Below are 25,368 nucleotides of genomic sequence, written 5' to 3'. Positions count from 1 at the left end.
GAACCGGCCCCGCACGGCAACGGATCGCGGGGACCGAAAGCGATGGGCCGCGTAGCGCCCCCACCCGCTCGTGACGTCCTCCGGCAGCTCGCTTGTCGGTTCACTCGGAACAGCGAGCGCCGCTGCCTCGGAGGACCGCCTCCGTCAGAGGCCCAACGGCATCGTCGCCAGTGAGACCTGACCTTCCGTGTCGAAAAGGTGCTCGCCCGGGGAGACCGGGGAGGCGCCCAGTACCTCCGTGAACAGGGCGGCTCCCTCATCGGTCAGCGTGACCGGGAGTTTCGCCGTGAGCCGGCCGGAAGTCAGCGACAGCGCCTGCGGGTCCAGGCGGAAGGCGAGCCAGGGCACTTCGCGCCCGGCGACGGTGGCGCAGTAGCGCGAGGTCGCCGCGTCCGCCCAGTGGTCGCGGATCTCCAGCCTCCGGCCGTCGCTGTGGGTGAAGTCGAATCCGCCCTCGCAGTGAAGCTTTCCCCGGGAGAGATCCGGGTCGATGTCCCCGCCGGTGATGGGCAGCGACACTCCCCCGTTCCCGTTGCTGTGCGCTTCGCCGGGCGACAGCGCCTTCAGGACGATCCCGGCCTCTTGGAGGGCGGTGGCCGCAGGGGAGGTCAGGTGGTATTCACCGCGCCCTTCACCGAAACGGACGAGTTCCCCAGGGTTCAGTTTGTCTCCCAGCATGCCGGTTTCCTTTCTCGAAGTGCGCCTGTCGCGGCTCTCTGAGAGGTCTCCCGCCCCGTTTCCCCGTACGCGGGATGCGCGCGAAGCCACCCGAATGCGCCAACGGCGGCGGACCGGGGCACGCGGGCCGGGCCCACCCGGCGTGGGATGCGGCCCCTGACGTGGGCGTTGCGTCACCATTTCCCCATCGGACTGCGATCTTCGGAATGCGTCATCGGGACGGTCCGCCCCGCCATGGAGACCCCACCAGACCCACGAAGACCCCACGGAGCCCCATGGAGACCGAACCCCCTTTTCGCACGCTCCCCTACACCGGACAGTGCGGGCGCCACCTCATGGCGGCCGAGCACGCCCTGATCGGTCTGTCACCGTGGAACGGCTACTTCACGGCGCGGCGCGTCGAGACGCTGGTGGAGTGGGCCGCCGGCGCCTTCCGCAGGGTGGACGTGTTCATTCCGAGCTACGAGGCGGCCTACACGCTGATCGCGGCCGGAGTGGCACCGGCCGTGGCGGTCGGGCGGGCGCGCCGGGCGGTCAAGAAGCTCCGCGGGCCGGCGCAGCGCGCGCTTCTGCGGGCCGGGTGCGGTGAGGGCAGGGTCCATACGGGCACCTCTCTGGCGGCACGGCCGCGATACCTGCGGCTTCGTCGCACGGTGGAGCGCACGTACCACCAGGACCCGGGCGTCCGGGCGGTGTGCCGGGCCGTTGGCCGTTCCGCCGTCGCCGGAGCGCTCGCCGCGCACGCGCGGACCGCGTCGCGGCCCGAGCCGGAGCGGGAACCGGGGCTGTCCGAGGAGCGACTGGACACCGCGGCCCGGTATGCCTGGGCGGAGCTGCCGGTCATGCTCGACTCGCCCGGGATCTTCGGCGTCTCCTCCTCGGTCCTCGTCTACCACCGGCGCACACCGCTCATGGAGTCCCTCCTCCAGGACGACTCCGCGCTGCGGCCCGCCCCGGGGCAGGGCTTCGTCGTCGTCGCACCCGCTGGGCGGGCGTCCCCCGGCGACGCGGCGGGAGACGCACGGGGCGCACGGCGTCGGAGGGCCGCGGCTCTGTGACCGTCCTGCCGATGCCGTCGACCGCGCCTTCCCTGCCGCTGCGCTACCCGTTCGCCCTCGGCCCCATGGGCACGCCGCCGCCCGTCGTCCACTGGGCGCGGGCCCACCGGCCGGTCTGCCCCGTCCTGTTGCCGTCGGGGGCACGGGCCTGGATGCTCACGCGCGGGGACGACATCCGCTCCGTCCTGGCCGACCGGCGCTTCTCGCGCGGGCTCGCCTTCGCGGGGGCTCCCCGGGTGGTCGGCGAGGACGTCACCGCCGTGCCCGGTTCCCTCTTCAACCTCGACCCGCCCGACCACACCCGGGTCCGCCAGGTGCTCGCCCCCTACTACACGCGCACGGCGGCCGCGCGTTGCCGGCCGGTGATCCGCGCGCTGGTCGGCGAGGCTCTCGACAAGGTGGCCCGCGGCCCCAACCCCCGCGACCTCATGGAGGCCTTCGCCGCGCCCCTCCCACCCATGCTGGCCTGCGCGCTCCTGCGGATTCCCCGGCAGCTGTGGGAAGAGGCCGCGGCGGGGTTCGCCGCGCAGATGAGCTTCGCCGACGACAGCGCGGACGTGGCCGCCGCGACCGCGGCCGTCAGCGACTTCACGCGGCGGGCCGTCGGCCTTCGCCGCGCTGATCCGTCCGGCCGCGACGACCCCCTGGGCGCGCTTCTGACGGCCTACGAGGCCGGCGTCATCACCGAGGAGGAGCTCCACGGGACGGCCTCCTACCTCCTCGTCACCGGCGTGGAATCGCTGGTCTCCCCCATGGCCACCGGCCCCCTGACGCTCCTGCTCCACCGTGGACAGCTCCTGCGCTGCCTCGCGGACCCGGCCCTGTGGCCGGGCGCGGTCGAGGAGGTGCTGCGCTACCACCACAACGGCGTCCTCGGGCTGCCGCGCGTCGCCGTGGAGGACGTCGAACTGCACGGCACCCTCATCCGGGAGGGCGACGCCGTATGCGCCACGATGCTCGGCGCCACCTGGGACCCCGCCCACTACCGCGACCCCGCCCGGTTCGACGTCCAGCGGCGGGAGAACGCCGACCCCACCTTCGGGGCGGGCCCCCACTACTGCCTCGGCGCCGCCCAGGCACGTACCGCTCTGACCCTCGCCTACCGCGCCCTGTTCGAGCGGCTGCCCGGCCTGGAGCTCGCCGTGTCGCCCCGGGAGATCGCCTGGGACACCACGTCCATGTTCGTGCGGCCCGCCGCCCTCCCCGTCGTCTGGAGGTGAACCCCTTATGGCCGACCCGAGCACAAGCCACCTGAACCCGGTGGTGGACGCGACCGAGGAGACGGACGCCTTCGACGCCCTGGGCGGTCTCTACGAGGAATCCGCCCGGCTGCCGTTCCGCGAACACCTGGAGCACCACTCGGTCCGGAAGGCCGTCGGCGACGTCACGGGCCTCGACGTCCTCGACCTCGGATGCGGCTCGGGGCTCTACACCCGCCGCCTGGCGGCCTGGGGCGCGGCCCGCGTCACCGGCGTCGACTGCTCCGCGGGCATGCTCGCCACGGCACGGGCCGTCGAACGAGCACGACCGGTCGGCGCCCGGTACGTGCGCGCCGACGCCACCCGGCCGGTCACGGACGGCGCCGAAGGCACCGCCGACCTCGTCCTGAGTGTCTACGTCCTGTGCTACGCCCGCTCCGAGCGGGAGCTGACCGCCGTCCTCACCACGGCACGCCGCGCGCTGCGTCCCACCGGAGGCCGCCTCGTCGCCGTCACGCTGAACCCGGACTACGGGCGGGGCACCGCCTACTACGCCCCGTACGGCTTCACCCTGACGCAGCCGGACGAGCGGGAAGGCGCCCCCGTCACCCTGGACGCGACCCTCCCCAGCGGCGGCCGGTTGCACGTCACCGCGCACTGGTGGTCGCGCGACACCTACGAAAGAGCCGCCCGCGCGGCAGGGTTCGCCGGCACGGCCTGGACACCTATGGCCGTGTCACCCCGAGGCCGGGAACTCCTCGGGGACGCCTACTGGTCCGCGTACCTCCGCGCACCGCAGGCACTGATCCTGGAAGCGACCGCGCTGTAGCCCCTCCTGTGCGCCGGTCTCCCCGCCGAACGCGGCGACCGGCCTTCAGCGGCTTCGCGGTCTCGGCGCGACCGCCCACCTCCAGGAGCTCGCGCTGCCGTAACCGACAAGGATCGGGAAGCCCTTGCCGAAATGGTGGTGTGATCACGGCATCGACCCGCCCCGGGCTGCCAGGCCGTTCACGGGCCGGCCTCGAAGCGGGAGGACGGTGGTGAGAGTGACGGCCGCCCGTCCGCGGGGGCGTGTCCGTCCGCGAGAATATCGATGATCATTTAAGGGTGCCTGCCCCCTCGGCAGCCGCACCGCACGCGAAGGAGCACCATGGGCCGGATCACCGTCACCGTCGAGGACCCCGTCTTCGGGGACCTCACCATCGTCCTGGACACCGGTGAGGGCTCCGTCGAGGTCAGTGGTGGCCGGCTGCCCCGGACGACGCTGCGCCGTGTCCCCGGCACAGTGCCCACGTCATGGCCGCCCATAGGCACCACCGACCCCGACTCGCTCGCCCTCACCCTCGACGGCGAGGGTGAGCCGCCGGCCCTGAGCAGGGGGTACGTGAACCGCCGCACCTACACCGTGCGCTTACCCGAAGGCGGGCGGACGTACCGTCTCGTCCCCGACGACGAGACGCGTAGCCGTCTCATGCGGGACAAGGTCCTCCTCGGCAGACTCCGCGTCTCCCCCGGCGGCGGACACGTCACCCCGGTCACGTGGCGCAGCGCCTCCAAGGTCCTGCCCGCCGAGGCCGCCCTCGGCTACGTGTTGGCCGTGGGCCTCGGCACGGGTGGGAAGCAGTCGGAGAGCGGCGGCGGTGCCGGGACGGCGGCGGATGCGGTGCTCGACATCCTCGCGGTCTGGTCGTAGAGGTCACTCGACGCGAGTCAACCGGCATCCGGCCCCCGTGCCGGAATCGGCTGCGACTTCCCTCCCAGGCGCGGAAGGGAAGTCGCAAATACACCTCGGCTCAGAGATCAGCTGCCCTGGAGGCCGATGTCGGGGAGCAGGTTGATCTGGTGCAGGACGCCGTCGGTCCCGCCCAGTTGGGGGTACGCCGCCATCAGCTTCGGATCGGTGCACAGGGAGATGAGGTCCTCCTTGGGCTTCGGGCCGAAGGGGTAGTAGCCGAACGTGGGGGCGGCGTTCTTCCCGTCACCGACCGGGGTGCCGACGAGGATGCCGGCGACGGAAGAGAGGACTCCTTGCATCGCGGCGACGAAGCCCCGCTCCAGGGCGTACCTCTTGGAGGTGGGATTCGGCGTACGGGGGGCGGGGTCGTCCGCCGGGGTGGCGTAGAGCTGGTCCAGCAGTGCCAGGACGTAGCTGTAGGCGGCGTCCGAGAGCTGGGCCAGTGTCTTGAGCGGACCGGTGAACGAGTCCGCCGTGGCATCCGTCGTCACGGGCCAGACGGCCTCGTCCCCGTCGATGGTGAACTTCTGCTGACCGTTGTCGTCCACGACGACGCCGATGCCGTAGAGGCCGTCCCGGACGCGGGTGAACTTCTGGTAGTGGGAGTCCTCCTGCTCGTCGGGGGCGCCCTCGCCCTGCTCCACGATGACGTAGAGGGCGTCCAGGGCGCTCCCCTGGTCGATGACCGGGAGGGGCTTGGGCGGGCCGCCCCACTGGTTCCAGTAGCCGCGTAAGTACTGCCGCTTCCAGGCTTCGCCCTGGTTCCACGGGATCTGGTCGTTCAGCGTGACGATGCCCTTGCCGATCTCGTCGTACAGTTCGCTGAGCGTGTGGTACGTGTCCCCTTCCGTCTTGGAGCCCCGCGTCACCATGCTCTCGGGGAGTTCGACCTCCATGAAGCCCTCCACGGCGGCCGTCGAGACGCGCTGCTTGTGCAGGGTGAGCTTCGGGACGCGATGGAGCATGTCACCGGGGTAGACGGGAATGTTGTGCTGGTCGTAGAAGCGGAACGGCTGTCCGTCGACCTTTTCGCAGCCGGTGCCGGCCATGACGTTCCGCACCAGGGCCATGTGCAGCATTTCCTCGATCGCGATGCCGATGAGGGTGCGCTGCGCCGAGAGGCCCTGGGCCCACTGGGAGTAGCCCGACGTCTTGATGGAGTACGCGGCGGTGAGGCAGGGCGGGATGGTGGACAGTTCGATGCGGGCCGCGTCGGCCAGGTGCTGGGCGAGTTCGTCGAGGGTGGTGATGCCGTCGGCCGTCCGGACGGCCGAGCGCTTCGTGAGGTGGGGCATGGAGATCCTCCAGTACGGACGTCAGGCGGCCGTGGACGGCCGGGCCGTCGCGCGCGGGGCCCGGTGGCCGGCGTCGGTCAGGTCGTGGACGACGACGGTGCCGTCGCGGCGGGTCAGCGAGAGCCGGACCGGCTCGGCGCCGGGCGGTTCCGGGTCCTGCCCGTGGCGGACGGCGGCCGCGTACCGGTGGACGGGGAAGCGGGCCTCGAAGAGCCGCGCGCCCCCGCCGTCACCGCTGCCGGTTCCGCCGACGGGACCGTCGTCAACGCTGTCGGGCCCGTCGAGGACGGCGGTGAAGTCGCGCTCGAACCGGGCCAGATCGATCAGCAGGTCGATCCACACCTCGGGCGGCCCGCCGTCGCCGGTGTCCGGGCGGGTACGGGCCAGGTGGTCCGGGAAGTCGTCGCCAAGGGTGTCCAGGACCGGGGAGCGCGAAGGGTTCGCGTCCAGGTAGTCCAGGGCGAACCGTTCGAAGAGCTCCCGGCCCAGCAGGTGCGACATCGCGGGGTACCGCTGCCGCAGGCAGCGCAGCAGCCGGAGGCGGTAGCCGCGGTGGTAGACGCGGAAGCGCTCCTCGGCCGACTGCGTGGCGGACGCGGTGAACACCTCGGCCAGGTGCGGGGCGCGGCCCGGCGACAGGAGCGCGGCCTGCATCCACTCCTGTATCTCCACGAGTGAGCGCGGGACGTCATCCACGGCGACCGGCCTCCGTCCCGGCGGTGGCCGCCACCGACCTCGCCCGGTCGAGTTCGGCCTCCAGGACGCGGAAGGGCGGGAGGCCGTCGTCGCGTTCGATGACGGTGGCGGCTCCTCCGGTGAGCCGCACGGCGAGCCGGTACAGCTCCCAGACCCGGCCGGGTACCTCGGCGTCGTGGGTGTCGATGAGGTGCGTCCCGTAGTCGGTGTGCCCGGCCAGGTGCATCTGTGTCACCCGGTGGTGCGGCAGGGACGTGAGGTACGTCTCCGGGTCGAAGCCGTGGTTGACGGCGGAGACCTGGACGTTGTTGACGTCCAGCAGCAGACCGCAGTCGGCCTCCTCCGCCAGCCGGCCCAGGAACTCCCACTCGGTGAGGGTCGACGCGCGGAACTCGACGTAGCTGCTGGGGTTCTCCAGGACGAGCGGGCGCTCCAGGGCGTCCTGGACCGTGCGGGCGCGCCGTACGACGTGTGCCAGCGCCTCCTCGGTGAAGGGGATCGGCAGCAGGTCGTGGGTGTGTACACCGAGCACGCCGGTCCAGCACACGTGGTCCGACACCCAAGGGGTGTCCACCGCGTCCGCCAGTCGCTTCAGCCGGCTCAGGTAGTCGCGGTCGAGCGGGTCGGTGCTGCCGATCGACAGCGACACCCCGTGCAGGACGATCGGGTAGTGCTCGGCGATCTCGTCCAGGACGCGGCGGCGGTCGGAGCGGGGGTCGAGGTAGTTCTCGGAGATGATCTCGAAGAAGTCGACAGGCGGCCGGTGCGCGCGGACATAGGGGATGTGCGGCCCGCGGAGGCCGAGCCCGAACCCGAGGTGCGGGGCCGTGCCACCGGTCCGTACCACCGTTCCGGCCGCCTCCCGCGGCGCTATGACGTCTCCTCGGGCGCCAGGACCGTCACGTGGAAGTCGCACGTCGCCGTGTCGGCCGGGGGCGGGGCGGGGGTACTGGCGGTGACGGTCACCCACTGGTCCGCGGGGCTGGTGTGACCGGCGTAGAGCGGTGCGGCGGTGGCCACGCCCTTGTCGTCGGTCAGGACTTTGCAGGTGCTGCCCGGTTTCTGCCCCTCCGGCTTGAAGTACAGGACGGCCGACGCGTCCGCCGGAATGGTGAACGTGACCTGGACACCCGGAAGGTGCCTGCCCGCGCTGTTCCGCGCGATGGCCTGGAGGTCGGGGAAGCGTACGTCCGCGTGGCAGCGGGGGTTGTCGCCCGACGAGCGGAACAGGCTGGCCGCCTTGTCGGAAGCACCGGGCCGCGGGGCCACGAGGCGGTCGTACTCGGGGAAGTAGGTGTCGTGGACGCCCTGCCCGGGTGCCGGGCCGAACGCCTTGCCCGCCGCGTACATCCTGGCCTCGAAGAGGTGGCGCGCCTGCTGCCAGACGCTCCTGCCCTTCAGCGGGCCGCCGGAGAAGACCCGGCTCTCGTTGATGGGGCTGGCGCAGCTGCCGTTGTACCGGCACGCCTGTTCGCCCGGGTGGAACTGTTCGAAGTCGTCTCCCGCGTACCCGCATCCGCCCTGACCGCGGCAGGCTCCCTCGCCGTGGCACACGTGCTGCACCGTGGCGCACTCGCCCGTGCCGGCCATGGTGGCGTTCCCGCTGACGTCCTGGCCCGCACAGGAGTTGAGGCCCATGCAGACATGGAGCTCCTCGTCCTTGCCCGGCCGGCCGCAGGAGTTCTTCTCGGCGGACGGTCGCGGTCCGGCAGCCGGCTGCCGCCCGGTCCGAGGGGTCTTCTTCACCGCCATGGTGTCCTCCCCTCCTATGCCTTGGTCTTGGGCGCGAAGGCTCGGGCGATCTGTCCGTTGACCTGGATCGGGTGCCCGCTCTCCATGTCACCGGTGTTGTCCGGCACGGTGAACTCGTCGATGGCGCCCTTCTGGAACAGCAGACACATGCTGGAGCCGCCGTAGTTGAAGTAGCCCAGCTGGTCGCCCTTGGTGACGTGGTCGCCGGGGCGCACCGTCAGCGTGACGGAGGAGATCTCCGTCATGCCGAGGGGCATGACGCACACCGTGCCGATGGGCGCGGGGCTCTCGATGAACACCAGCCCCCGGGTGTTGACCGAGGCCCCGTAGACCTGGGACTCCGTCCCGGAGCTGGGCTCCCACACGCCCTCCAGCTCGGTGAACATGAGGGCCTCGACCACGCGGGCGCTGCGGACGATGCCGGTGACGGGCGCGTGCCAGCGGTGGTAGTCGGCGCCGGAGAGGAAGGACTGGAAGACGTCACCACCGATGAACGAGTCGGTGAGGTCGCTGCCGTCGAGCATGTCGTGGAGGGAGTATTTCTGGCCCTTGGCCCAGAAGTCGTCGCTGCGCTGGATGTTCCTGCGGATCCGCACGACCCGGCCGTCGTTGGCCGCGACGACGACGCGGGCGTCGCCCTCGCCGCCGATCGGGCGCTCCCCCTCCCTGAGCCCGCGGTGGAAGAACGTGTTGTAGGAGGCGAACCCACCGTGGGGGGCGAGCCAGTCGATCTGGAACTGGTCGAGCTTGAACTCGTCCTTGGCGGCCTGCGACAGCCAGCCGTGTTCCTCCTCGTTCAGGACGTCCCGGCTGTCGGGGCTGTCCAGGTGCGCGCACCACTCGCGCAGGATGCCCAGCAGCGCCCGGTTGAACTCCTTGTCGCGGAACACCGCGTAGCCGGGCTCCGTCATCATCATGTAGCAGAACAGGGACGACAGGGGGAAGAAGTTCCGGTCGGGGTCGCCCTTCGGGTAGTACCTGGGGGTGCTGGTGACGATACAGTCCAGGTGGTCGAGCAGATCCGGGATGTTCCGCACCGTGTCCTTGGCGTCGGCGTTGACGACGCGGGCGTCGGCGATCATCCGGCTCACGTACATGCGGATGATGCCGTCCCGCTCGATCAGCCGCTGGAGGTCGTCGACGGACCGGCGCCGGACGATGGCGTCGCGGGAGCGCTTCTCGTGGACGTCCCGGCTGAACTGCTCCAGCCACGCGTCCAGTGCCGCGCGGTTCTTCGGCAGGTAGCCGGCGGCGCGGCCGAACGAGTTCTGGTAGCGCGCTTCGATGTGCTGCGCGGTACGGACCTGATGGGTGGGCAGGGTCATGAGGGTCCCCTCCTTCGAACGAGGGGCTCAGGTTCCCGGACGCCGCCGAGACCGCTCAACACCCCCCTCAGGGCATGACGCCGGGAACAGGACCCGGATCGGTGGCGCGAACTGTGTGTCGGGATACGGCGGTTCCGAAAGGGCCGCTCCTCTTCCGCCTGTTCAGTGCGGCTGTTCGGCGCGGCGCCGATGGGCGGTCGGCGGGCGACACGCAGGACTTGAAGACACTTCGTCCCCTGAAGCTTGGCCTGTAAGTCGCCGCCGGTCGCGCCCCCGTGAGCGGCCTGTCGCCCCGCGCGGGCCCGGGTGCCCGAGATGGCCGGGTGCGTACCCGATACCACCACACTCACGCGGCTGCACCCCCGTACCAGCCGCGTGAGTGTGCGGCGCGACGGGCGGTGGATGGTACCGCCCGCGCGGGCCAAATGGCCGGAGTATCCGGAACGTTACCTAGCGGACCTAAACCCGTCAAGGCATCCGCTATAGCGGATAACGAAATCGCCGGACCGCACGCGGCACCCTCAACAGCCTCCCCACTGGCCGAAGTTCCTCGTCGGGCGCGCCGGGCGCGACGCGTACCGGGGTGTCACCGCGAGATCGTCCCGTGACGGACCCCGCCCTGCCCGACCCGTGTCACTTCCGGCTCGCGCGGCTCCGCTGCCGCGCGCCCTCCTGGATGGCGTGGCCGGCCACCGCATGGCCCGCGCCACGTCCCTCCGCGCGGGCCACGATCAGACCGCCGAGGGTCCGGATCGCGACCTCGGTGGAGTCGTCGACCGCGTCCCGGCCGATGGCGGCGGAGACCGTACCGGTGTCGTCGAAGACGACGCGTGACCGCGGCAGGTCCTCGTGCACGAAAACCCGTCGCAGACAGGCGATGAGGTCGGTGACCCGGAGGCTGGCCAGGCGGCCGGTCTCGCCCGGGTCGCCGGTCACGACGACGAACGTCAGCTTGTCGCCCGGCCGCGCCGAGCGCATCGCCTCCTCGGCCGCGGACAGGCGTCCGACGCCCAGTACGACCACCACGCCGTCGTCGTCGAGACCGATCCGACCGCCGGTGATCTCGTCGTGGAGTTCGCCGGGGGCCGTCCACGCGTCCCGCGTCGGCCGGGCAGGACCGACGAAGGGCAGGTGGGGCGGGTCCGCGTCGTCGACGACGGGAACGCCGGCCAGGTGCTCGGCGGCGCGGGCCAGATCAAAGGGGTCGCCGGCTCCGGGAGCGTGCTCGGCGAGGCTCGCCGCGCCGTGGAGCAGGGTCAGGGCCAGCTCGGCCCGTCGTACCGTCCCGGTGCGCAGCGCGGTGTGCGGTTCGAGTGCCTGGGCGAGCAGCAGAGCCTCGAACCGGAGGAGTTCGCCCATGGCCGTCCGGGCGGGGCCGGTGTCGAGGACCCCGGTCAGCGAGCGCAGCCGGAGATGGCCGCTGCCCGGGGTGTCGGCGGCGAAGGGCAGGCGTTCGAGCCAGAGCCGGGCGAAGACGCCGAGCGCCTGTCCGGCGGTGCCCGGTGACGTCGGCGGCGGTTCGGCGGCGGCCCGGGCCTGTTCGGCGTCGTCGGCCAGCACCGCGAGGTAGAGCGCGCGCTTGCCGGTGAAGTTGGAGTAGACCGCGCCCCTGGTCAGTTCGGCGCGCTCGGCGATCCGGTCGACCTTGGCCTCGGCGTATCCGTACTCGGCGAACTCCTTCCGGGCCGCGACCAGCACGGCCGCGCGTGTCCGCTCCTGCTGCTGAGCGCGGGTCAACCTCGCCATCCCTGGCCCCTTTCACTTCCGCCGTGTCATAGTACAGACGGCATCCAGATGATGACGTCATCGGAATGCTGTGGGCATCGGAATGGAGGCATGGACATGTACGGGCAAAGGGTTCGAGCTTCCGTCCACTCGCGCTCCGCGCCTACGGCCCGCCCCGCCCGGAGTGACGATGCCGTCCGCTCCTCCCACCAGAAGGGCAAGACGTGAACCGGCCCCGAACCCCTGCCACGGACACCGGCCTGCTGGTGCTGCACGCCCTGCGCTGCGCCGGCGCCGCCGGCCTCACCCGCCTCCACCTGGTCACAGGGCTCGACGAGTCCGACGTCGAGTCCGAGCTCATCGACCTCGGCGCCGCCGGATTCGTCACACGGAGGTCCGGCGACTTCCCCGGCTGGAGCCTCACGGGCGCGGGCCGCGCCGCCGGCGCCGAGCGGATCGCCGGCGAGCTGGCGTCCGCCGGTGCCCGCAAGGCCGTGGCGGCGGCGTACGGCCGGTTCCTCGTGCTCAACCCGGAGCTGCTCGACCTCTGCACCGCGTGGCAGCTCCGCACCGTCGACGGCGTCCTGGGCGCCAACGACCACCGCGACCCCGCCTACGACGCCCAGGTCCTCGACCGGTTCACCGATCTCGACCGCCGCGCCACCCCCGTGTGCGCCGAACTGGCCGCCGCGCTCCCCCGGTTCGGCCGGTACCGCGTCCGCCTCGCCGAAGCCCTCGGCCGCGCCGCCTCCGGCCGGCTGGAGTACGTGGCCGACAGCACCGCGTCGTACCACACCGTGTGGGCGGAGCTGCACGAAGACCTCCTCACCACGCTCGGGATGCCGCGATGAGATGGATCCGTACGATCTCCGCCCAGGCCGAGGAGACGGCGGAGACGCTGGGCGGCAAGGCGCACGGCCTCGTCCTCCTGCACCGCCTCGGGCTGCGGGTGCCGCCCGGGTTCGTCGCCACCACCGAGGCGTGCCGCGCCTTCCTCCGGGACGGACGCCGTCCCGACGGGTTCGACGACGAACTCGCGGCGGCCGTCGCCGGCCTGGAGCGCTCCACCGGGCGCGTCCTCGGCGGTCCGCGCAGGCCGCTGGCGGTGTCGGTCCGCTCGGGGGCCGGTGTGCCGATGCCCGGCATGATGAGCACGGTCCTCGGCCTCGGCCTCACGACCGAGGCCACCGAGGGCCTGGCCGCCGAGACGGGCGACCGGTCGTTCGCCCTGGACTCGCGGCTCCGCTTCCTGTCGAGCTTCGCCTCCGCGGTCACGCACGCGGACGTGGACGGCGCGGCGGCCGCCCACGCGGGGGACCCCGCCGCCGCGGCGAAGGCGGTCGAGGACCTCGTACGGGAGCACTGCGGCCGGCCGGTCCCCGACGACGTGACCCGTCAGCTGGAGTGGGCGGTGGAGGCGGTGTTCTCGTCGTGGGACACGCCCCGCGCGCGGACGTACCGCACGCTGAACGCCATCCCGCACGACCTCGGCACCGCGGTGATCGTCCAGCGGATGGTGTTCGGGAACCGCGACGCCCGCAGCGGCACCGGCGTCGCCTTCAGCCGCGACCCCAACACCGGCGCGAACACCCCGTACGGCGAGGTCCTGTTCGGTCATCAGGGAGAGGACGTCGTCTCCGGCAGGTCGGCGACCCGGCCGCTGGGCGAGCTCGCCGAGCGGGAGCCGGGTGTGTGGGCGGAGCTGCTCGACGCGTCGCGCCGGATCGAGGGGTACTACCGCGACGCCTGCTACGTCGAGTTCACGTTCGAGGCCGGCGAGCTGTGGATCCTCCAGGTCCGGCCGGGCCGGTTCGTCGGCGGTGCCGCCGTCCGTGTGGCCACCGAACTCGTCGACGAGCGGGTCATCGAACGTCACGAAGCGCTGCTCAGGGTCTCGCCGCAGCACCTCCGGCACGTCCGCACGCCGCGCATCGCGCCGTCCGAGGGGAACGACGTCCTCGCCCGGGGGATCGGTGCCTGTCCCGGCGTCGCGGTCGGCCGGATGGTCACCACGCCGGAAGGTGCCATGCGCATGGCCCGGGACGCCCCGGTCGTCCTTGTGCGGCCGGAGACTTCCCCGAACGACATGCACGGCCTCGCCGCCGCCACCGGGATCGTCACCGCGCGGGGCGGGCCGGCCAGCCACGCCGCGGTCGTCGCACGCGCCATGGGCAAGCCCGCGGTCGTAGGCGCCGCCGGCCTCGTCGTCGACGCGGCCAGCGGCTCCGTGACGGCCGGTGGCCGCACCGTCGGCGACGGCACCCTCGTCACCATCGACGGGACCAGCGGCGAGGTCGTCCTCGGCGCCCCCTCCGTCGTCACGAACGCGGCCGACGAGCACCTGCACCGGCTGCTCGCCTGGGCGGACGACGTCTCGGGCGACCGCTCCGCACGCGACGAGGCCCGGCGACTCGACGCGGCCCATGCAGCGCTGCGCCGGCGCTGACCGGCGCCCGACCGTTCCGAGATCGACTGATCACCGGCCCGACCTGCGAGGAGATCGGCCATGGCGACCCGTCATGTGTACCTGGTACGGCACGGAGCGGCGGACCCGTTCGGCGAACTGACCGACGTCGGGCGGCAGCAGTCGGACCTGATCGGGCAGCGCCTGGCCGGCCTTCCGATCGACGTGGTGTGGCACTCGCCCCTGCCCAGGGCGGTGCGATCCGCGGGGATCATCGGCGCCCACCTGCCGGAGGCCGCCGTACGGGAGTCGCCCGAGCTGATCGACCACGTACCGTACGTACCGGAACAGGCGCCGCCGGACTGGGCGCCGTTCTTCGACGGGTACGGCGCCGAGGAGAAGGCGGAGGCGGAACGCCGTTCCTCCGCCCTGACCGCCAGGTTCGCGCGGCCCGCCGACACCGAGACGCACGAGGTCCTGGTCACCCACGCCTACCAGGTGGCCTGGCTGGTCCGGGACGCCCTCGACGCGCCTCCCGTGCGCCGGCTCGGTCTGAACTGCGGGAACACGGCGCTGACGGTCGTCGAGTACCGCGACGGTCCGGCGCCGGCGGTGCTGCTCTACAACGACATGGGGCACCTCCCGGCCGGTCTGCGGTGGACGGGGTTCGGGGCGGGCGTACGGCCGTGAGGCGGAGGTCGGCCCTACGCCGCCGCCCTCACCGCAGGTCGTTCACGCCCGTCCGCTCACCGCGCCGGACGTGGGCGGGTGACGTCCTGCGTCCGCGGCGGGAGGATCTCTTCCAGGAACGGGACGATCGCGTCGACGAAGTGCTCGTTCCGGTCCCCGGCCACCATGTGCCCCGCGCCGGCCACATCGACCCGCCGCGCGCGGGGAACCCTGTCGCAGAACTGCTCGGCGACGTCTTCGCGCACCACGTCGCTCATCCCACCGCGGACGAGCAGGATCGGCGCGTCGGCGTGGCGTGCGGCGTGGAGGAGGCGCTCCGCCATGCCGGGCGGGTCCGTGCGGTGCTCGAAGCTGTCCAGTATCCGGGGGTCCCAGTGCCAGACCCAGCGATCGCCGCGGCGTCGCAGGTTGTTCCGCATCCGTGTCGCCTCGGGGTCGTCCGGACGTGTGCGATGCGGCAGGTAGGCGGACACCGCCGCGGCCGCCTCCCCCACACTGGCGAACCCGTCCGGTCGGCCGCGCATGAACTCGACGATGCGGCGGACCCCGCGGGGATCCGGTCGATGGGCGACGTCGACGAGCACGAGAGCGCGAACCGCCGTCTCAGGTGCCTCTCCGGCGGCGAGCAGCGCGCTCAGGCCGCCGAGCGAGGCACCGATGAGCACCGGCCGGTCGTCGAGTGCGGCGGCGATCGCCCGGACGTCGTCGGCGAACAGGCCGAGGGCGTAGTCACCGTCGGCCGACCATGCGCTGGTGCCGTGCCCGCGCAGGTCCGGGGCGACGACCCGCCATCCCAGCGCGGCCAGTCGAGGGCCGGTCCGGCCCCAGGCGTGTCGCGTCTGGCCGCCGCCGTGCAGCAGGACGAGAGGGGGTGAGGACGCCTCGCCCCACACATCCGCCGTGAGCAGGGTCCCGTCGCGGCCCACGAAGCGCCGGGGCCGTGGCAGCGCGTCGGCCGTCATCCCGCGCCTCGCGTCCGCAGCGGTGCCAGCAGCTCGTCACGGTGGGGATCCGCGGCCACCGCGGCGAGGGCGACGTCCAGCGCGAACAGCGCACGCGCGAGGAACCGGTCGTCGTCGATCAGTGCGGCGACCCACTGGTGCAGCGCGCCCACGCACGCTGTCGCGACACCGGCGGCCAGCGCGTCGGTGTCGATGTCCGCACGCAGGAGACCCCGCGTCCGTGCCTCCGCCATCGCCCGGCGGAGCTGGGTGAGCGGGCTGCGGACGAGTACGAGGCCGCTGTCCTCCCACTCACGCACCATGCGACGCGAGACGACCGGATCGCCCACGAACAGCAGGACGGTCGACTTGACGACCTCCCGCGGGTCGCCTGCTTCCAGCGCCGCCAGACGGTGCTCGAGTTCGTCCATGAACCCGACGGCGAGCGCCTCCCAGATCTTGTCGCGCGGTCCGATCAGGTTGTACACGGTGGCCGGGGCGACCTGCGCCCGCTCGGCGATCCGCTCGGTACTGATCACCGATTCCGGGCTCTCCCGCAGGAGTTCGCGCGTCGCGTCGAGGATCCGGGTCCGCCGCCGGGCCTTGTGCTGTTCACGCAGGCCCCCTTCGACCGTCTGCATGCGTACACCCCTCAGCCAGACTTTAGAGAGCTCTCTAAAATTAGAGATGCCTCTGCACAGGGTCAAGAGGTGGGGCAGCACGGGGGTCCCTGACCTGGTCAGGCACCCCGGTGACGGGGCGGGACCGGGGTATGTGAAGGTGGCCTCTGCTGAGCCGGCCATGGATATGGGGGTTGTCGTGAGCCAGGTGCTCTATAGCGAGCGGTCATGGAATCCGCTGGCACGGACCGTGGAGCTGACCGAGGACCGGCTGCGGAAGGGCGGCGTGACCACGCCGCTGAGCGAGCTGAACCTAGGCGCCATGGCCGAGGCGTTCCAGCGCTCGTGCTGGCTCGGGGGCGGCGGGGCGGAGCGCCCGCTGGACCGGCTCGATGACGGACCCGGGGTCGTCCCGGTGACCCGCGTCACCGGCACCACCACGCCGGTGAAGGTACGTCAGGCCGCCACGTTCGCCACCGAGCTGGGGCAGCTGGCGGTACGACAGTGCGGCGGACCGGAACAGGTGGCCGCCCTGGCGGCCCGGGCCCGGGCCGAGGACGTACCGCTGTGGATCGCGCGCCGGCACGCGCCGGGGCCGGCCGGCCCGGTCACCGTCGCCGTGGACCGGCGCTCGGTGCGCGTGGACGTCTGGGGGCCCGGCGCCCCCGTCGTGCGGATCCGGGCGCCGCACGGCTTCGCCCGCGACGCCTCCGAACCGTCCAAGGGCCTGCGGCTCACTGTCGGCGACATGACGGCGGAGCTCACCCTCAAGAAGAAACTGCGCAGGTCGAAGAGCTTCACGGAGGTGCGGCTGCCCGGGCGGCAGTGGGTGCTGCGGCGGGAGAACGTGGTGAGTTCCTGGCTGCTGCGCGACGACCAGCGTGTCGCCCTGCTGACGCGTCCCCCGCGCCGGCCGGTGCTCGAACCCGGCACGGTACTGCTGCCGCTGACCCCCGTGCGGTACGAGAGCCCCGACCCGCTGGACGCCGTCATGGCGCACGTCTTCGCCGTCGCCTTCGGACTCGGTGACACCACGGGCTACGCGCGGTTCCGGCCGGAGCGGCGCCCGGCGAACGGGGCCGAGCCGGTCGCCCCCGACGCGGGGTGGGACCGTCCCTGGTTCAGCAACCTCGGGAAGGGCGGCGAGGACAACGAACCCGGCGGCAGTGACGGCTGGGGCGCGGACGGCGGCGACAGCGGGGACTCCGGTGGGGGCGACGGCGGGGACAGCGGCGGGAGCAGTGACGGTGGTGGCGGCGACTGACGTGATCGAGCCGTGGACCTCGCCGGGTGGCCCGGCTCAGGAGATGTGGAGTTCCGTGCACGCCGGCCCGCGCTGCGTCTCGGCTTCGCATCTCTCCGGCTCGGACTCGTCCGGATTGACGGCCGAGATCGCCACCACCGATGTTCCGGCCGGCGGCGAGAGCGGGATGTCGATCTGCTGGGTGATCTCCCCTTGGTCGTCAGGTCTGAGCACACTCCAGTAGAGGTCTCCCGATTTCCCGGCGGGAGGGTTCTCGGGGCTCACGGACACCTCGATGTGTGACCACTTCTGTACGCCGTCGGCCCGCACCCCGAAGCGCAGTCGCATCTGGGAGCGAGGTCCGTCGAGCCTGACGTCCGTGATGGTCGGGCGGCCGTTCCCGCCCGCGGCCTGGGCAGCGCCGACCACGGCGATGCTCAGGGACGCCATGTAGAAGATGACGCCCAGGACGAGCACGCCCGTTTCCCACAGGACCCCGCGTCGCGTGGGGCGGATGAGCAGGGCGGAGATGCTACAGACGATGGAGATGATGGCGCAGAGGGAGGCCACGTAGATGGGCCACGACCGGTTGTTGAGCGCGACGAACACGAACTTGCTGTTGAGCCCGAGCGTGGTCATGATGCCGGCCACCGCGACGAGGGCACCGGCCAGGATCTTGGCCACGTCGTCCAGGCGCTTTCCCAGCGTGGCCTGAACCTCCCCGGTGACCGGAGGCGGAGATTCTGCTGGTTTCGAAGGCTCTCTCGCACCGCCCATTGCGCTTCCCGATCGTCGAGCCCTGACGGGCAGGAGAATTGCTGGTCAACGTCAGGTTCGCACCCAGCCCAGGGGAGGCCGGAGATTGCGGCTGCGGGAAGCGGGCCCGGCTACGGGCCTTCCCTCGGTCGGCCCAGACCGCGACGCCCGGTCGGCCCAGGCGGTGTCCGACGGGCATGCTGTTCCGCACCGTCCGTCGCAGAAGAATCGAAAGAGGCTGCGACGCGTCCTCCGTCCCGGCAATGCGATTCGCGGCCCGTCCCATCCCGGCCCGGGCTGGGCGACGATAGTTCCATATGGTTGCGGAAACCGCCGGGCGACGGCGTCTCCCCGGAATGACCCCCGCGTGGGCCGTGTTGCGTGTGCTCCTGGTCGTAATCCGCCCCCGGGGCTGGCGCCTGACCGGCTTCCGTCTCGTCACCGCCGACAAGCACTACACCACCACCTACGGCGACAAGTCCCTCGAACACGGCAGTACTTACAACCGGGTCCGTATCCAGGTCGAACTCGAACGCTCCGACCCCACCGCCTTCTGGAAGCTCACCACCCCGCTCTACCTGGCCGTGCTCATCGCCACCTCCACCTTCCTCGTCTCCTCCCACCGCGAGGAGCTGGCGACCGCCGAGCGTCTGGAGGGGCTGCACAGCCGGCTCGGGGTCCTCGGCGGAGGACTGTTCGTCGTCGTGCTCAACATGCAGCAGGCGGACACGGTGATCACCAGCGCCGTGGGGCTGACCCTCATCGACCGGCTCCATCTGACCACCCTCGTCTTCCTCCTCCTGGCCGTGGCCGGCACCGTCCTCTCCTGGCGCTGGACCACCCGGGGAGGCAGCATCGTCCGCGCGGAACGGGTGAGCCACCGCGGCGCCTGGGCGGGGCTCGCCGCGTACGCGCTGGCCTGTGGCGGACTGGTGCTCCTGGCCGCCTGGAGATGACCGTGGGGGTTGGACGGAGGGCGCACGGGAAGGCTGCCGCTGCCCGCTGTCCATCGTGAGTGGAGGGGAATGCCGTGGTGCGCAAGGGTTCACGTACGACCGCCCAGAAGGGGCATCCGTTCGGCCGACGGCCCACCGGCGGGCTGGCCGACGTGTTGTGGGACTGGTCGAAGTCCGGCACCCGGAACGCCGCCCGCAACCGGCTGTTACGTCGGCTGCCCGGCGTCGGCTCCGCCGCGGCGTACCGGTTCGGCCTGGTCGAACGGCCGCACTACGCCTACGGCGTGCGCCGGGCCACCGAGCTGGCCGCGCGGCTGGGGCATCCCGGTGTCACGGTGGTGGAGTTCGGGGTGGCCGGTGGCAACGGGTTGCTGGCCCTCGCGGAGCACGCCCGGTACTACGCCGCCGCCACGGGCGTGGTGGTGCGCGTGGCCGGCTTCGACAGCGGCGCGGGGATGCCCGCCGCCAAGGACCCCCGGGATCTGCCCTACTTGTTCGGTCCCGGCTTCTACACCATGGACCACGAGCGGTTACGTGCCCGCCTGGGCGCGGCCGAGCTGGTGATCGGCGATCTCGCCGAGACGCTGCCCGGCTACCTCGACAGCCACGCGGACCTGTTACGCGATCACCCCGTCGGCTTCGTCGGCCTCGACCTGGACTACTGCTCCTCCACGGCGACCGCCCTGGACCTCTTCCGCGGCCCGGCCCACGACCACCTGCTGCCCCGGGTCACCTGTTACCTCGACGACCTGCCGGGAACCGTCGAGCGGATCGGCGAGGCCGCCGCGGTCGCCGATTTCAACGCCGCCCACCCGGACAGACCGACCGGCCGGGTCCTGGGCCTGCGCGCGTTCACGCCTTTCGACCCGCCGTGGGCCGACCAGATCTATGTCCACCACCGCCTGGACCACCCTGACTACGCCCGCTTGGAGATCGGCGCCACCGGGGACCAGCTTCCCCTGGAGCGCTGACGCCTCCCGGCGCGGGTGTACCGCGTGAGCCACTCGCCGCCCCCTCGAAACCGCACCCACCAGGCTGACCGCCCGGCAGTCGACCCGTGTGATCCAATATGCGGATGACTGACTTAAGCGCGTCTCTGGGGCCGCTGGAGCGGGTGGACAGCCGCTGGGTGGTGGGCGATTGCCGACCGGGCGGCACCTGGGTGGAGTTCCGCGCCGACGGGCTGTACCAGCACGCGCGGAACTCCGAGGGGGAGCTGATTCCCTGGTCCAGGGTCATGCTGGCCACCCGCGTCACGCTGGGTGCGAAGTACCCGAGGGACTCGTACGGCGGATGGGCGCTGCTGGACGGTTTGCCGGGCCCCTGGCGGGGACGCGGTCGCGGCTATCTGCATCTCACGCTGCGCCACCCGTACGAGGACCGGCTGGCCGCCTTCGACCGCCATCCCCGCAGGTACAGGTCCATCGAATTCCTGTTGCTGGAGGAGCTGCTCACGCAGGCCGCCGACGCGGGCGAGGCGCACAGGCTCGGCGACCCGGACTGGCTGGGCCGCGCGGTCGAGCGGCTGGCGCGGCAGCGGCCCAAGACGATCCGTGGGATACGCCAGGCGGTGACGGAGGCCCGCCAGGGTGTGCCTGCCGCACTCGCCGGTACCGGCGAGTGCGGCTGAGCGGGGCCCGACGGGGCCGGGGGCTCCGCCTGCCGCCGCCTCCGTCATCCGCGCACCAGCTGGACGAGGCCCGCCAGGCCGACGCCCACCACGATGACGCGCAGCGCGGTGGCCGAGAGCCCACGCCCTACGCGGGCGCCGATCTGTCCGCCGGCCGTCGCGCCGGTCGCGAGCAGCAGGACCGCGGTCCAGTCGACGTGAGCGGTGCAGGAGAAGACGATCGCCGAGACGGTGTTGTCGACTGCCTGGAGCGTGTTCTTCAATCCGTTGACCTGCTGCAACGGCTCGCGCATGAGGATGCTCATGCACGCGAACAGCAGGACTCCCTGGCCGGCTCCGAAGTAGCCGCCGTACACGCTGGTGAGGAGTACCGCGACCGTCAGCGGGACGGCCGCGCGGGCCGACGGGGCGGCCTTCCGGGCCAGGAGCGCCCGGTTCAGCCGTGGCTGGAGCGCCGCCAGGAGTACGGCGAGGCCGATCAGCGCCGGTGCGACGGCCCGGAACACGATGGAGGGCAGCACGAGCAGCAGCAGCGCGCCGGCGACCGCGCCGAGGCCGGCCGCCGCTCCCAGGACGAGGGTCCGGCGGAGCGGTGGCGGCACCTGGTCGCGGTAGCCGACGGCTCCGCTGAGCGAGCCGGGGGCCAGGCCGATGTTGTTGACCACGTTCGCGGTGACCGGGGGCAGCCCGGCCGCCAGCAGCGCAGGGAAGGTGATGAGCGTTCCGGAGCCCACCACCGTGTTCATGACGCCCGCCGCCAGCCCGGCCAGGACGAGCAGGAGGTCCTGCCCCGCGGTCATTTCCGCTCGTGCGGGGAGAAGTAGAAGCGCCGCTCCTTGTGGAACCTGATCCTGGACTCCAGCTGCTGCCACGGTACGTAGGCGGTGATGAGGTGGCGGACGCCGGTGCGAGGGTCGAAGGCGTTCCGGCCGTGCAGGATCCGGTCGTTGCGGAACACCGCGCACTCGCCGCCGGCGAAGCGGTGGGCCCAGCGGTAGCGGTCCTCGCCCAGCTGGCGGACCAGTCCGTGGTACGCGCGGTAGAACTCGCCGCAGAGTTCGGGCTCAATGTCCCAGGCCCAGGCGTGGGAGTGGCCCAGGTGGATCGCCTTGACCGCGCCGCGGGCGTCGAGCGTGACGACGGGGCGCCGGACGCGGTACAGGTAGCGCCATGAGGTGTAGACCTGCTCGAACTCCACGGGTGTGGAGACCAGCAGGTCGAACCAGTGGGGGTGGTCCCGCCGGAAGTCGTCCAGCGCCTTGAAGCCGTCGACCAGGAAGAACTCGCCTCCTGTGGCCCGGTTCTCCGCGTAGTAGCAGAACTGGGTCAGCGGGCCCGTCACCTTGTACGGGTAGTCGGTGTGGGCCGGCAGCGCGCTCTCCGTCTCGGCGAGGTCCTCGGCGCCCGGCACCGCTTTGACGTCCGCCTGCCGGCCGTACTCGGTGTGGAAGACCGGGGCGAGCCCGGTCAGCAGCCGCTCCAGCCCGTGCGGTGTGAGGCCGGTCAGCAGCGCGAATCCGACGGACCGGAGGTCGTCGAGCCATGGGCCGCCGTCGGGGCCGCAGGCGTCCGCCTCGTGCCACCGCACGCCCCGGGCGCGCAGGGTCCGCGCGTCCCAGCGGACGGTGTGGTCGAGGTCCTCCGCCCGCTGTTCTCCCGCGCTGTGCAGGAGCAGCCAGTCCAGCGGGTAGTGGCTGCGGTGCGCGGGCTGTTCGCTCCAGTCGACACGGAGTTCGTTCGCCTCGGTGTCCAGCTCGACGTGGGCGGCCACGGGGAGCTCCGGGCGGCTGCTGAGGTCGGAGACCTTCTGGAACGACTCGGGGTGACGGCACCGGGCGCACGGGCAGCTGTAGCGCAGCCAGGCCGGGTGGAACTTCCGTCCGGAGACGTCGATGAGGTGGGCGTCGTCCTTCGCCGGCAGCGTGGTCATGCCGTCGCCTCCCCGTACTTCTCGAATGCCAGGACCGACATGGGCGTGTCGTCGAACACGGTGATGGGGGTGCGGGACCTCAGCCGCAGCGGGAGGCCCTTGATCATCCGTTCGATCTCCGGCTCGCTGTCGAGGTAGTCGTCCCGGAAGGTGACCGCGAGGATCCCCCCTTCCCGGAGCTGGTCGGTGATGTGCGCGAGCGCCGGAGGGCGGGCGTGGCCGAAGGTGAACACTCCGCTCGCCACGGCCGCGTCGAACGAGGCTTTCGCCCACGGGAAGGGCTGCTCGATGTCGTGCCGTACCAGTTCGCGGTAGACGTGCTTGTGCGCCGCCTGCCGCAGCATGCCGTCGGACAGGTCGACAGCGGTGACGTCCCGGAACCCGTGGTCCGCCAGCGCCGTGCCGCACAGGCCGGTACCGGCGCCCACGTCCAGCACCCGGGCGCTCCGGTCGCCGAGCAGGTCGGCCAGGCGGGAGGCGGCGGTCCGCGGGCAGTCCTGGTAGGAGCCGGGAAGGTCTTCCTCGTAGGTCGCGGACCAGGCGTCGTACTTCTCCTGGAGCGTGAGGTCCCCGGAGGCCTCGTAGACCCATTCCAGCCGGTCGGTGACCTTGCTCGCCACGAAGGCGGACCAGCCCACGTCATGGGCGTCGATCGCGGACGTGACCTGCCGGTAGGCCGCGGTGTGCTCCGGGAAGGCGGCTTGGGCCCGTTCGGCCAGCAATTCGTAGCTCTTGCGCAGGTGCGGGGTGAGGTCGGAGCCGTCGAGGACCGCGAAGCCCCTCTCGCGTAACGCCCGCTCGTACTCCTGGTGGCTGGGCCCGGGTTCGAACATGAGGCGTTCGTACACCACGCGCCGCCCCGTGTCGGTCACCCGGGGTGTGGGGGTGACGAGGTCGTCCAGGACGAGCGTGCCGCCTTCGGCCAGGACCCGGTGGATCTCGTCCAGGGCCCGCTCCCGGTCCGGGACGTGGTACAGCGTCGCCTGGCTCCACACGTGGGTGAATGCGCCGTCGGCGAAGGGGAGCAGCGCGGCGGACGCCTTGCGGAACTCGACGTTCGGCAAGGCGCGGGCCCTGTCCCGGGCGTGGCCGACACGGACACCGCTGATGTCGATGCCGGTCACCCGGCAACCGGTCCTCCGGGCCAGGTAGGCGGCGGTGGTGCCGTTGCCGCAGCCGATGTCCAGGACGTACGAGCCGGGACCGATCCCGCTCCTGTCCAGCAGGAGGTCGGTCCATCGCCGGCTCGCTTCGGGGAACGCGTCCGGGTCCGTCTGGGACAGGTCGGAGAAATACCCCCAATGCAGCGATCCTGAGCTGTCCCAGAAAGACCGGTAGACGTCGTCCTCGTGATCGTAGAACGCTTCGACCTGCGCTTCCTGATGCTGATGTGGCTCGGGCATGGGCAGATCCCTCTGGTGATGGCGTGACGGCCGTGGGGTCCCGGCCGCGCCCGGCCGGGTACCCCGGTGCCGGAGTGCATGGGGTGTTGTTCTCGCCAAACGAGCCTCGCGCGCATGAGCTGTGCGCGAGGCGGCCCGGGGTGCGGAGATCCAGGTGATCCCGCCAGGGCTCCTCGCGCCCGGAACCGGGCCGGTCGGCCCCACCGGCAGGGACTCCTGGCCCTGGTCCTCCCGCCAGGTGGTGGAGGGACGATGGTTGCGGGCCCCTCCAACGGGCCCGCAACAGGTGGAAGGGAGTTTCCCGTGACCGCACCACTCACGATGGATGATTCGCGTGTGACGGAGCTGGTCCGTGACGCCGCCGCCGCTCCGTCCATGCACAACGCGCAGCCGTGGCGCTTCCGCTATGCGAGAAGCCGTCACGCTTTCCGGCTCCACGCCGACTTCGACCGCGTCATGCCGCACACGGACCCCGACGCCCGCGCGCTGCGCCTGGGGTGCGGTGCGGCCCTCTTCAACCTCCGTGTCGCCCTCGCGCACGCCGGCCGGCACGCGAAGGTCACGCTGCTGCCGGACGCCGGCGACCCCTCCCTGCTGGCGACCGTGGAGGTGACCGGAACCGGCGCCGAGGACATCGGGCCCGGACCGCTCCACCCGGCGATCGCGCGCCGCCGCACCAGCCGGCACCCCTTCGCGGAGACGGCCGTCCCCGAGCACCTGCGGGTGGCCCTGATCGACGCCGCCCACCGGGAGGGCGCCGTGCTGTCCTTCCCCGCCGGCTGGCACCTGGACTGGGTGCGGGAACTCGCCGACGAGGCCGAGGCCCGCAACCTCACCGACGGCGGCAGCGCGGCGGACCTGGCCCGCTGGACGCGGTTCGGTCCGGCGGAGGCCCGTACGGCCGCCGACGGGGTGCCGGAGTACGCCTTCGGGCCCCGCAAGCACGGCGGGAAGGCCCCCGTGCGCGACTTCGCGGGCGGAAGGCCGGCCGGCGGCCTCGCCACGGCTCCGTTCGAGGACGACCCGCACCTGGCACTGCTCACCACGGAAGGCGACCGGGCTCCGGACTGGGTACGGGCGGGCCAGGCCATGGAACGTGTCCTGCTCCTGGCCACCCTGAAGGGGCTGTCCACCTCGTTCGCCACGCAGGCTCTGGAATGGCCGGACCTGCGCTGGTCCCTGCGGGACCCCGGTTCGGGGACGGGCCACGTCCAGATGATCCTCCGCCTGGGATACGGCCCGGAGTGCCCCGCCACCCCTCGCCGCCCCGTTTCCGACGTCCTGGAGTTCGCGCCCTGAGTCCGGCCGCGGGCCCCACGGCCTGACATCCGC

25 protein-coding genes are annotated in these 25,368 nt (G+C 72.1%); 12 read left to right on the top strand and 13 right to left on the bottom strand.

The genetic code is table 11. The features are described 5' to 3' along the window. Positions 1-144 precede the first annotated feature (144 nt). Positions 145-678: a hypothetical protein gene (locus tag SMD11_RS33430; RefSeq protein ID WP_087930006.1), complete on the bottom strand. Its 534-nt coding sequence runs from the start codon at positions 676-678 to the stop codon at positions 145-147. 275 nt (positions 679-953) lie between these two features. On the opposite strand from SMD11_RS33430, the gene SMD11_RS33425 reads away from it, so the two are divergent. The 4 genes from SMD11_RS33425 (at position 954) to SMD11_RS33410 (ending at position 4,628) form a co-directional block, all read left to right on the top strand. Next, complete coding sequence (locus SMD11_RS33425) at positions 954-1,736, top strand: tRNA-dependent cyclodipeptide synthase (protein WP_159395442.1); 783 nt, start codon at positions 954-956, stop codon at positions 1,734-1,736. A gap of 11 nt (positions 1,737-1,747) precedes the next feature. Continuing rightward, entirely contained in the window at positions 1,748-2,956 is a 1,209-nt protein-coding gene (locus SMD11_RS33420) for a cytochrome P450 (protein ID WP_159395441.1), read from the top strand. Between the two features lie 7 nt (positions 2,957-2,963). Next, entirely contained in the window at positions 2,964-3,764 is an 801-nt protein-coding gene (locus SMD11_RS33415; RefSeq protein WP_087930003.1) for a class I SAM-dependent methyltransferase, read from the top strand. A gap of 321 nt (positions 3,765-4,085) precedes the next feature. Then, entirely contained in the window at positions 4,086-4,628 is a 543-nt protein-coding gene (locus SMD11_RS33410) for a hypothetical protein (protein ID WP_087930002.1), read from the top strand. 107 nt (positions 4,629-4,735) lie between these two features. Here the strand turns inward: SMD11_RS33410 and SMD11_RS33405 are convergent, their stop codons facing one another. The 6 genes from SMD11_RS33405 to SMD11_RS33385 form a co-directional block, all read right to left on the bottom strand. Beyond that, positions 4,736-5,965 (bottom strand): ferritin-like domain-containing protein, encoded by a 1,230-nt coding sequence (locus SMD11_RS33405; protein WP_087930001.1) that lies wholly within the window; start codon positions 5,963-5,965, stop codon positions 4,736-4,738. A 21-nt stretch (positions 5,966-5,986) separates the two neighbouring features. Then, positions 5,987-6,661 (bottom strand): DNA-binding domain-containing protein, encoded by a 675-nt coding sequence (locus tag SMD11_RS33400; protein WP_087930000.1) that lies wholly within the window; start codon positions 6,659-6,661, stop codon positions 5,987-5,989. Then, positions 6,654-7,508 carry a DUF692 domain-containing protein gene (locus tag SMD11_RS36045; RefSeq protein ID WP_199844010.1) on the bottom strand — a complete coding sequence of 285 codons (855 nt, stop codon included), beginning with the start codon at positions 7,506-7,508 and terminating at the stop codon, positions 6,654-6,656. Before SMD11_RS36045 ends, SMD11_RS33400 begins: the two co-directional genes overlap by 8 nt. 23 nt (positions 7,509-7,531) lie before the next feature. Beyond that, positions 7,532-8,413, bottom strand: coding sequence for a hypothetical protein (locus SMD11_RS36040; protein WP_199844009.1), 882 nt, complete (start codon positions 8,411-8,413; stop codon positions 7,532-7,534). A gap of 14 nt (positions 8,414-8,427) precedes the next feature. Continuing rightward, on the bottom strand, positions 8,428-9,738 hold the full coding sequence (locus SMD11_RS33390) for a phosphatidylserine decarboxylase family protein (RefSeq protein ID WP_087929998.1): 1,311 nt from the start codon (positions 9,736-9,738) through the stop codon (positions 8,428-8,430). A gap of 633 nt (positions 9,739-10,371) precedes the next feature. Beyond that, complete coding sequence (locus SMD11_RS33385; protein WP_087929997.1) at positions 10,372-11,484, bottom strand: TetR/AcrR family transcriptional regulator; 1,113 nt, start codon at positions 11,482-11,484, stop codon at positions 10,372-10,374. A 203-nt stretch (positions 11,485-11,687) separates the two neighbouring features. Here SMD11_RS33385 and SMD11_RS33380 point away from each other — a divergent pair, with 203 nt between their 5' ends. The 3 genes from SMD11_RS33380 to SMD11_RS33370 are packed head-to-tail and all read left to right on the top strand — an operon-like array spanning position 11,688 to position 14,557. Beyond that, positions 11,688-12,314: a transcriptional regulator gene (locus SMD11_RS33380; RefSeq protein WP_087929996.1), complete on the top strand. Its 627-nt coding sequence runs from the start codon at positions 11,688-11,690 to the stop codon at positions 12,312-12,314. Beyond that, complete coding sequence (locus SMD11_RS33375) at positions 12,311-13,909, top strand: pyruvate, phosphate dikinase (protein ID WP_087929995.1); 1,599 nt, start codon at positions 12,311-12,313, stop codon at positions 13,907-13,909. Before SMD11_RS33380 ends, SMD11_RS33375 begins: the two co-directional genes overlap by 4 nt. Positions 13,910-13,969: 60 nt before the next feature. Next, the gene (locus tag SMD11_RS33370) at positions 13,970-14,557 is read left to right on the top strand and encodes a histidine phosphatase family protein (protein ID WP_087929994.1); all 588 of its coding nucleotides are present in this window, start codon (positions 13,970-13,972) and stop codon (positions 14,555-14,557) included. A 56-nt stretch (positions 14,558-14,613) separates the two neighbouring features. Here SMD11_RS33370 and SMD11_RS33365 read toward each other — a convergent pair whose 3' ends face one another. Both SMD11_RS33365 and SMD11_RS33360 read right to left on the bottom strand, forming a co-directional pair. After that, positions 14,614-15,519: an alpha/beta fold hydrolase gene (locus SMD11_RS33365; RefSeq protein ID WP_087929993.1), complete on the bottom strand. Its 906-nt coding sequence runs from the start codon at positions 15,517-15,519 to the stop codon at positions 14,614-14,616. Further along, a complete protein-coding gene (locus SMD11_RS33360; RefSeq protein WP_087929992.1) occupies positions 15,516-16,139 on the bottom strand; it encodes a TetR/AcrR family transcriptional regulator in 624 nt (207 codons plus the stop codon). Before SMD11_RS33360 ends, SMD11_RS33365 begins: the two co-directional genes overlap by 4 nt. Positions 16,140-16,317: 178 nt before the next feature. Between SMD11_RS33360 and SMD11_RS33355 the strand changes: the two genes are divergently transcribed. Beyond that, positions 16,318-17,382, top strand: a complete 1,065-nt coding sequence (locus tag SMD11_RS33355) for a hypothetical protein (RefSeq protein ID WP_087929991.1) — start codon at positions 16,318-16,320, stop codon at positions 17,380-17,382. 36 nt (positions 17,383-17,418) lie between these two features. Here SMD11_RS33355 and SMD11_RS33350 read toward each other — a convergent pair whose 3' ends face one another. After that, entirely contained in the window at positions 17,419-18,045 is a 627-nt protein-coding gene (locus SMD11_RS33350) for a hypothetical protein (protein ID WP_087929990.1), read from the bottom strand. A 455-nt stretch (positions 18,046-18,500) separates the two neighbouring features. On the opposite strand from SMD11_RS33350, the gene SMD11_RS33345 reads away from it, so the two are divergent. From SMD11_RS33345 to SMD11_RS33335, 3 genes are all read left to right on the top strand, one after another. Beyond that, positions 18,501-19,073 (top strand): hypothetical protein, encoded by a 573-nt coding sequence (locus SMD11_RS33345; protein ID WP_159395440.1) that lies wholly within the window; start codon positions 18,501-18,503, stop codon positions 19,071-19,073. Between the two features lie 74 nt (positions 19,074-19,147). Then, complete coding sequence (locus SMD11_RS33340; RefSeq protein WP_234366289.1) at positions 19,148-20,044, top strand: hypothetical protein; 897 nt, start codon at positions 19,148-19,150, stop codon at positions 20,042-20,044. 104 nt (positions 20,045-20,148) lie between these two features. Then, positions 20,149-20,703, top strand: coding sequence for a hypothetical protein (locus tag SMD11_RS33335; RefSeq protein WP_234366288.1), 555 nt, complete (start codon positions 20,149-20,151; stop codon positions 20,701-20,703). 44 nt (positions 20,704-20,747) lie between these two features. On the opposite strand, the gene SMD11_RS33330 is transcribed toward SMD11_RS33335, so the two are convergent. Genes SMD11_RS33330 through SMD11_RS33320 form a run of 3 tightly spaced genes read right to left on the bottom strand, consistent with a single transcriptional unit; the run spans position 20,748 to position 24,036 of the window. Next, positions 20,748-21,503, bottom strand: a complete 756-nt coding sequence (locus SMD11_RS33330; protein WP_087929988.1) for a sulfite exporter TauE/SafE family protein — start codon at positions 21,501-21,503, stop codon at positions 20,748-20,750. Continuing rightward, on the bottom strand, positions 21,500-22,633 hold the full coding sequence (locus SMD11_RS33325) for a TauD/TfdA family dioxygenase (RefSeq protein WP_087929987.1): 1,134 nt from the start codon (positions 22,631-22,633) through the stop codon (positions 21,500-21,502). Before SMD11_RS33325 ends, SMD11_RS33330 begins: the two co-directional genes overlap by 4 nt. Next, positions 22,630-24,036: a class I SAM-dependent methyltransferase gene (locus SMD11_RS33320; RefSeq protein ID WP_087929986.1), complete on the bottom strand. Its 1,407-nt coding sequence runs from the start codon at positions 24,034-24,036 to the stop codon at positions 22,630-22,632. The genes SMD11_RS33325 and SMD11_RS33320 overlap by 4 nt, the downstream gene beginning before the upstream one ends. 321 nt (positions 24,037-24,357) lie before the next feature. Here SMD11_RS33320 and SMD11_RS33315 point away from each other — a divergent pair, with 321 nt between their 5' ends. Next, entirely contained in the window at positions 24,358-25,335 is a 978-nt protein-coding gene (locus SMD11_RS33315; protein ID WP_087929985.1) for an Acg family FMN-binding oxidoreductase, read from the top strand. The last annotated feature ends 33 nt before the right edge of the window (positions 25,336-25,368 follow it).

Origin of the sequence: Streptomyces albireticuli (assembly GCF_002192455.1) — a bacterium.
In the GTDB taxonomy this organism is placed as follows: Bacteria; Actinomycetota; Actinomycetes; order Streptomycetales; family Streptomycetaceae; genus Streptomyces; species Streptomyces albireticuli_B.
This window is presented reverse-complemented; position numbering and strand designations above follow the sequence as displayed.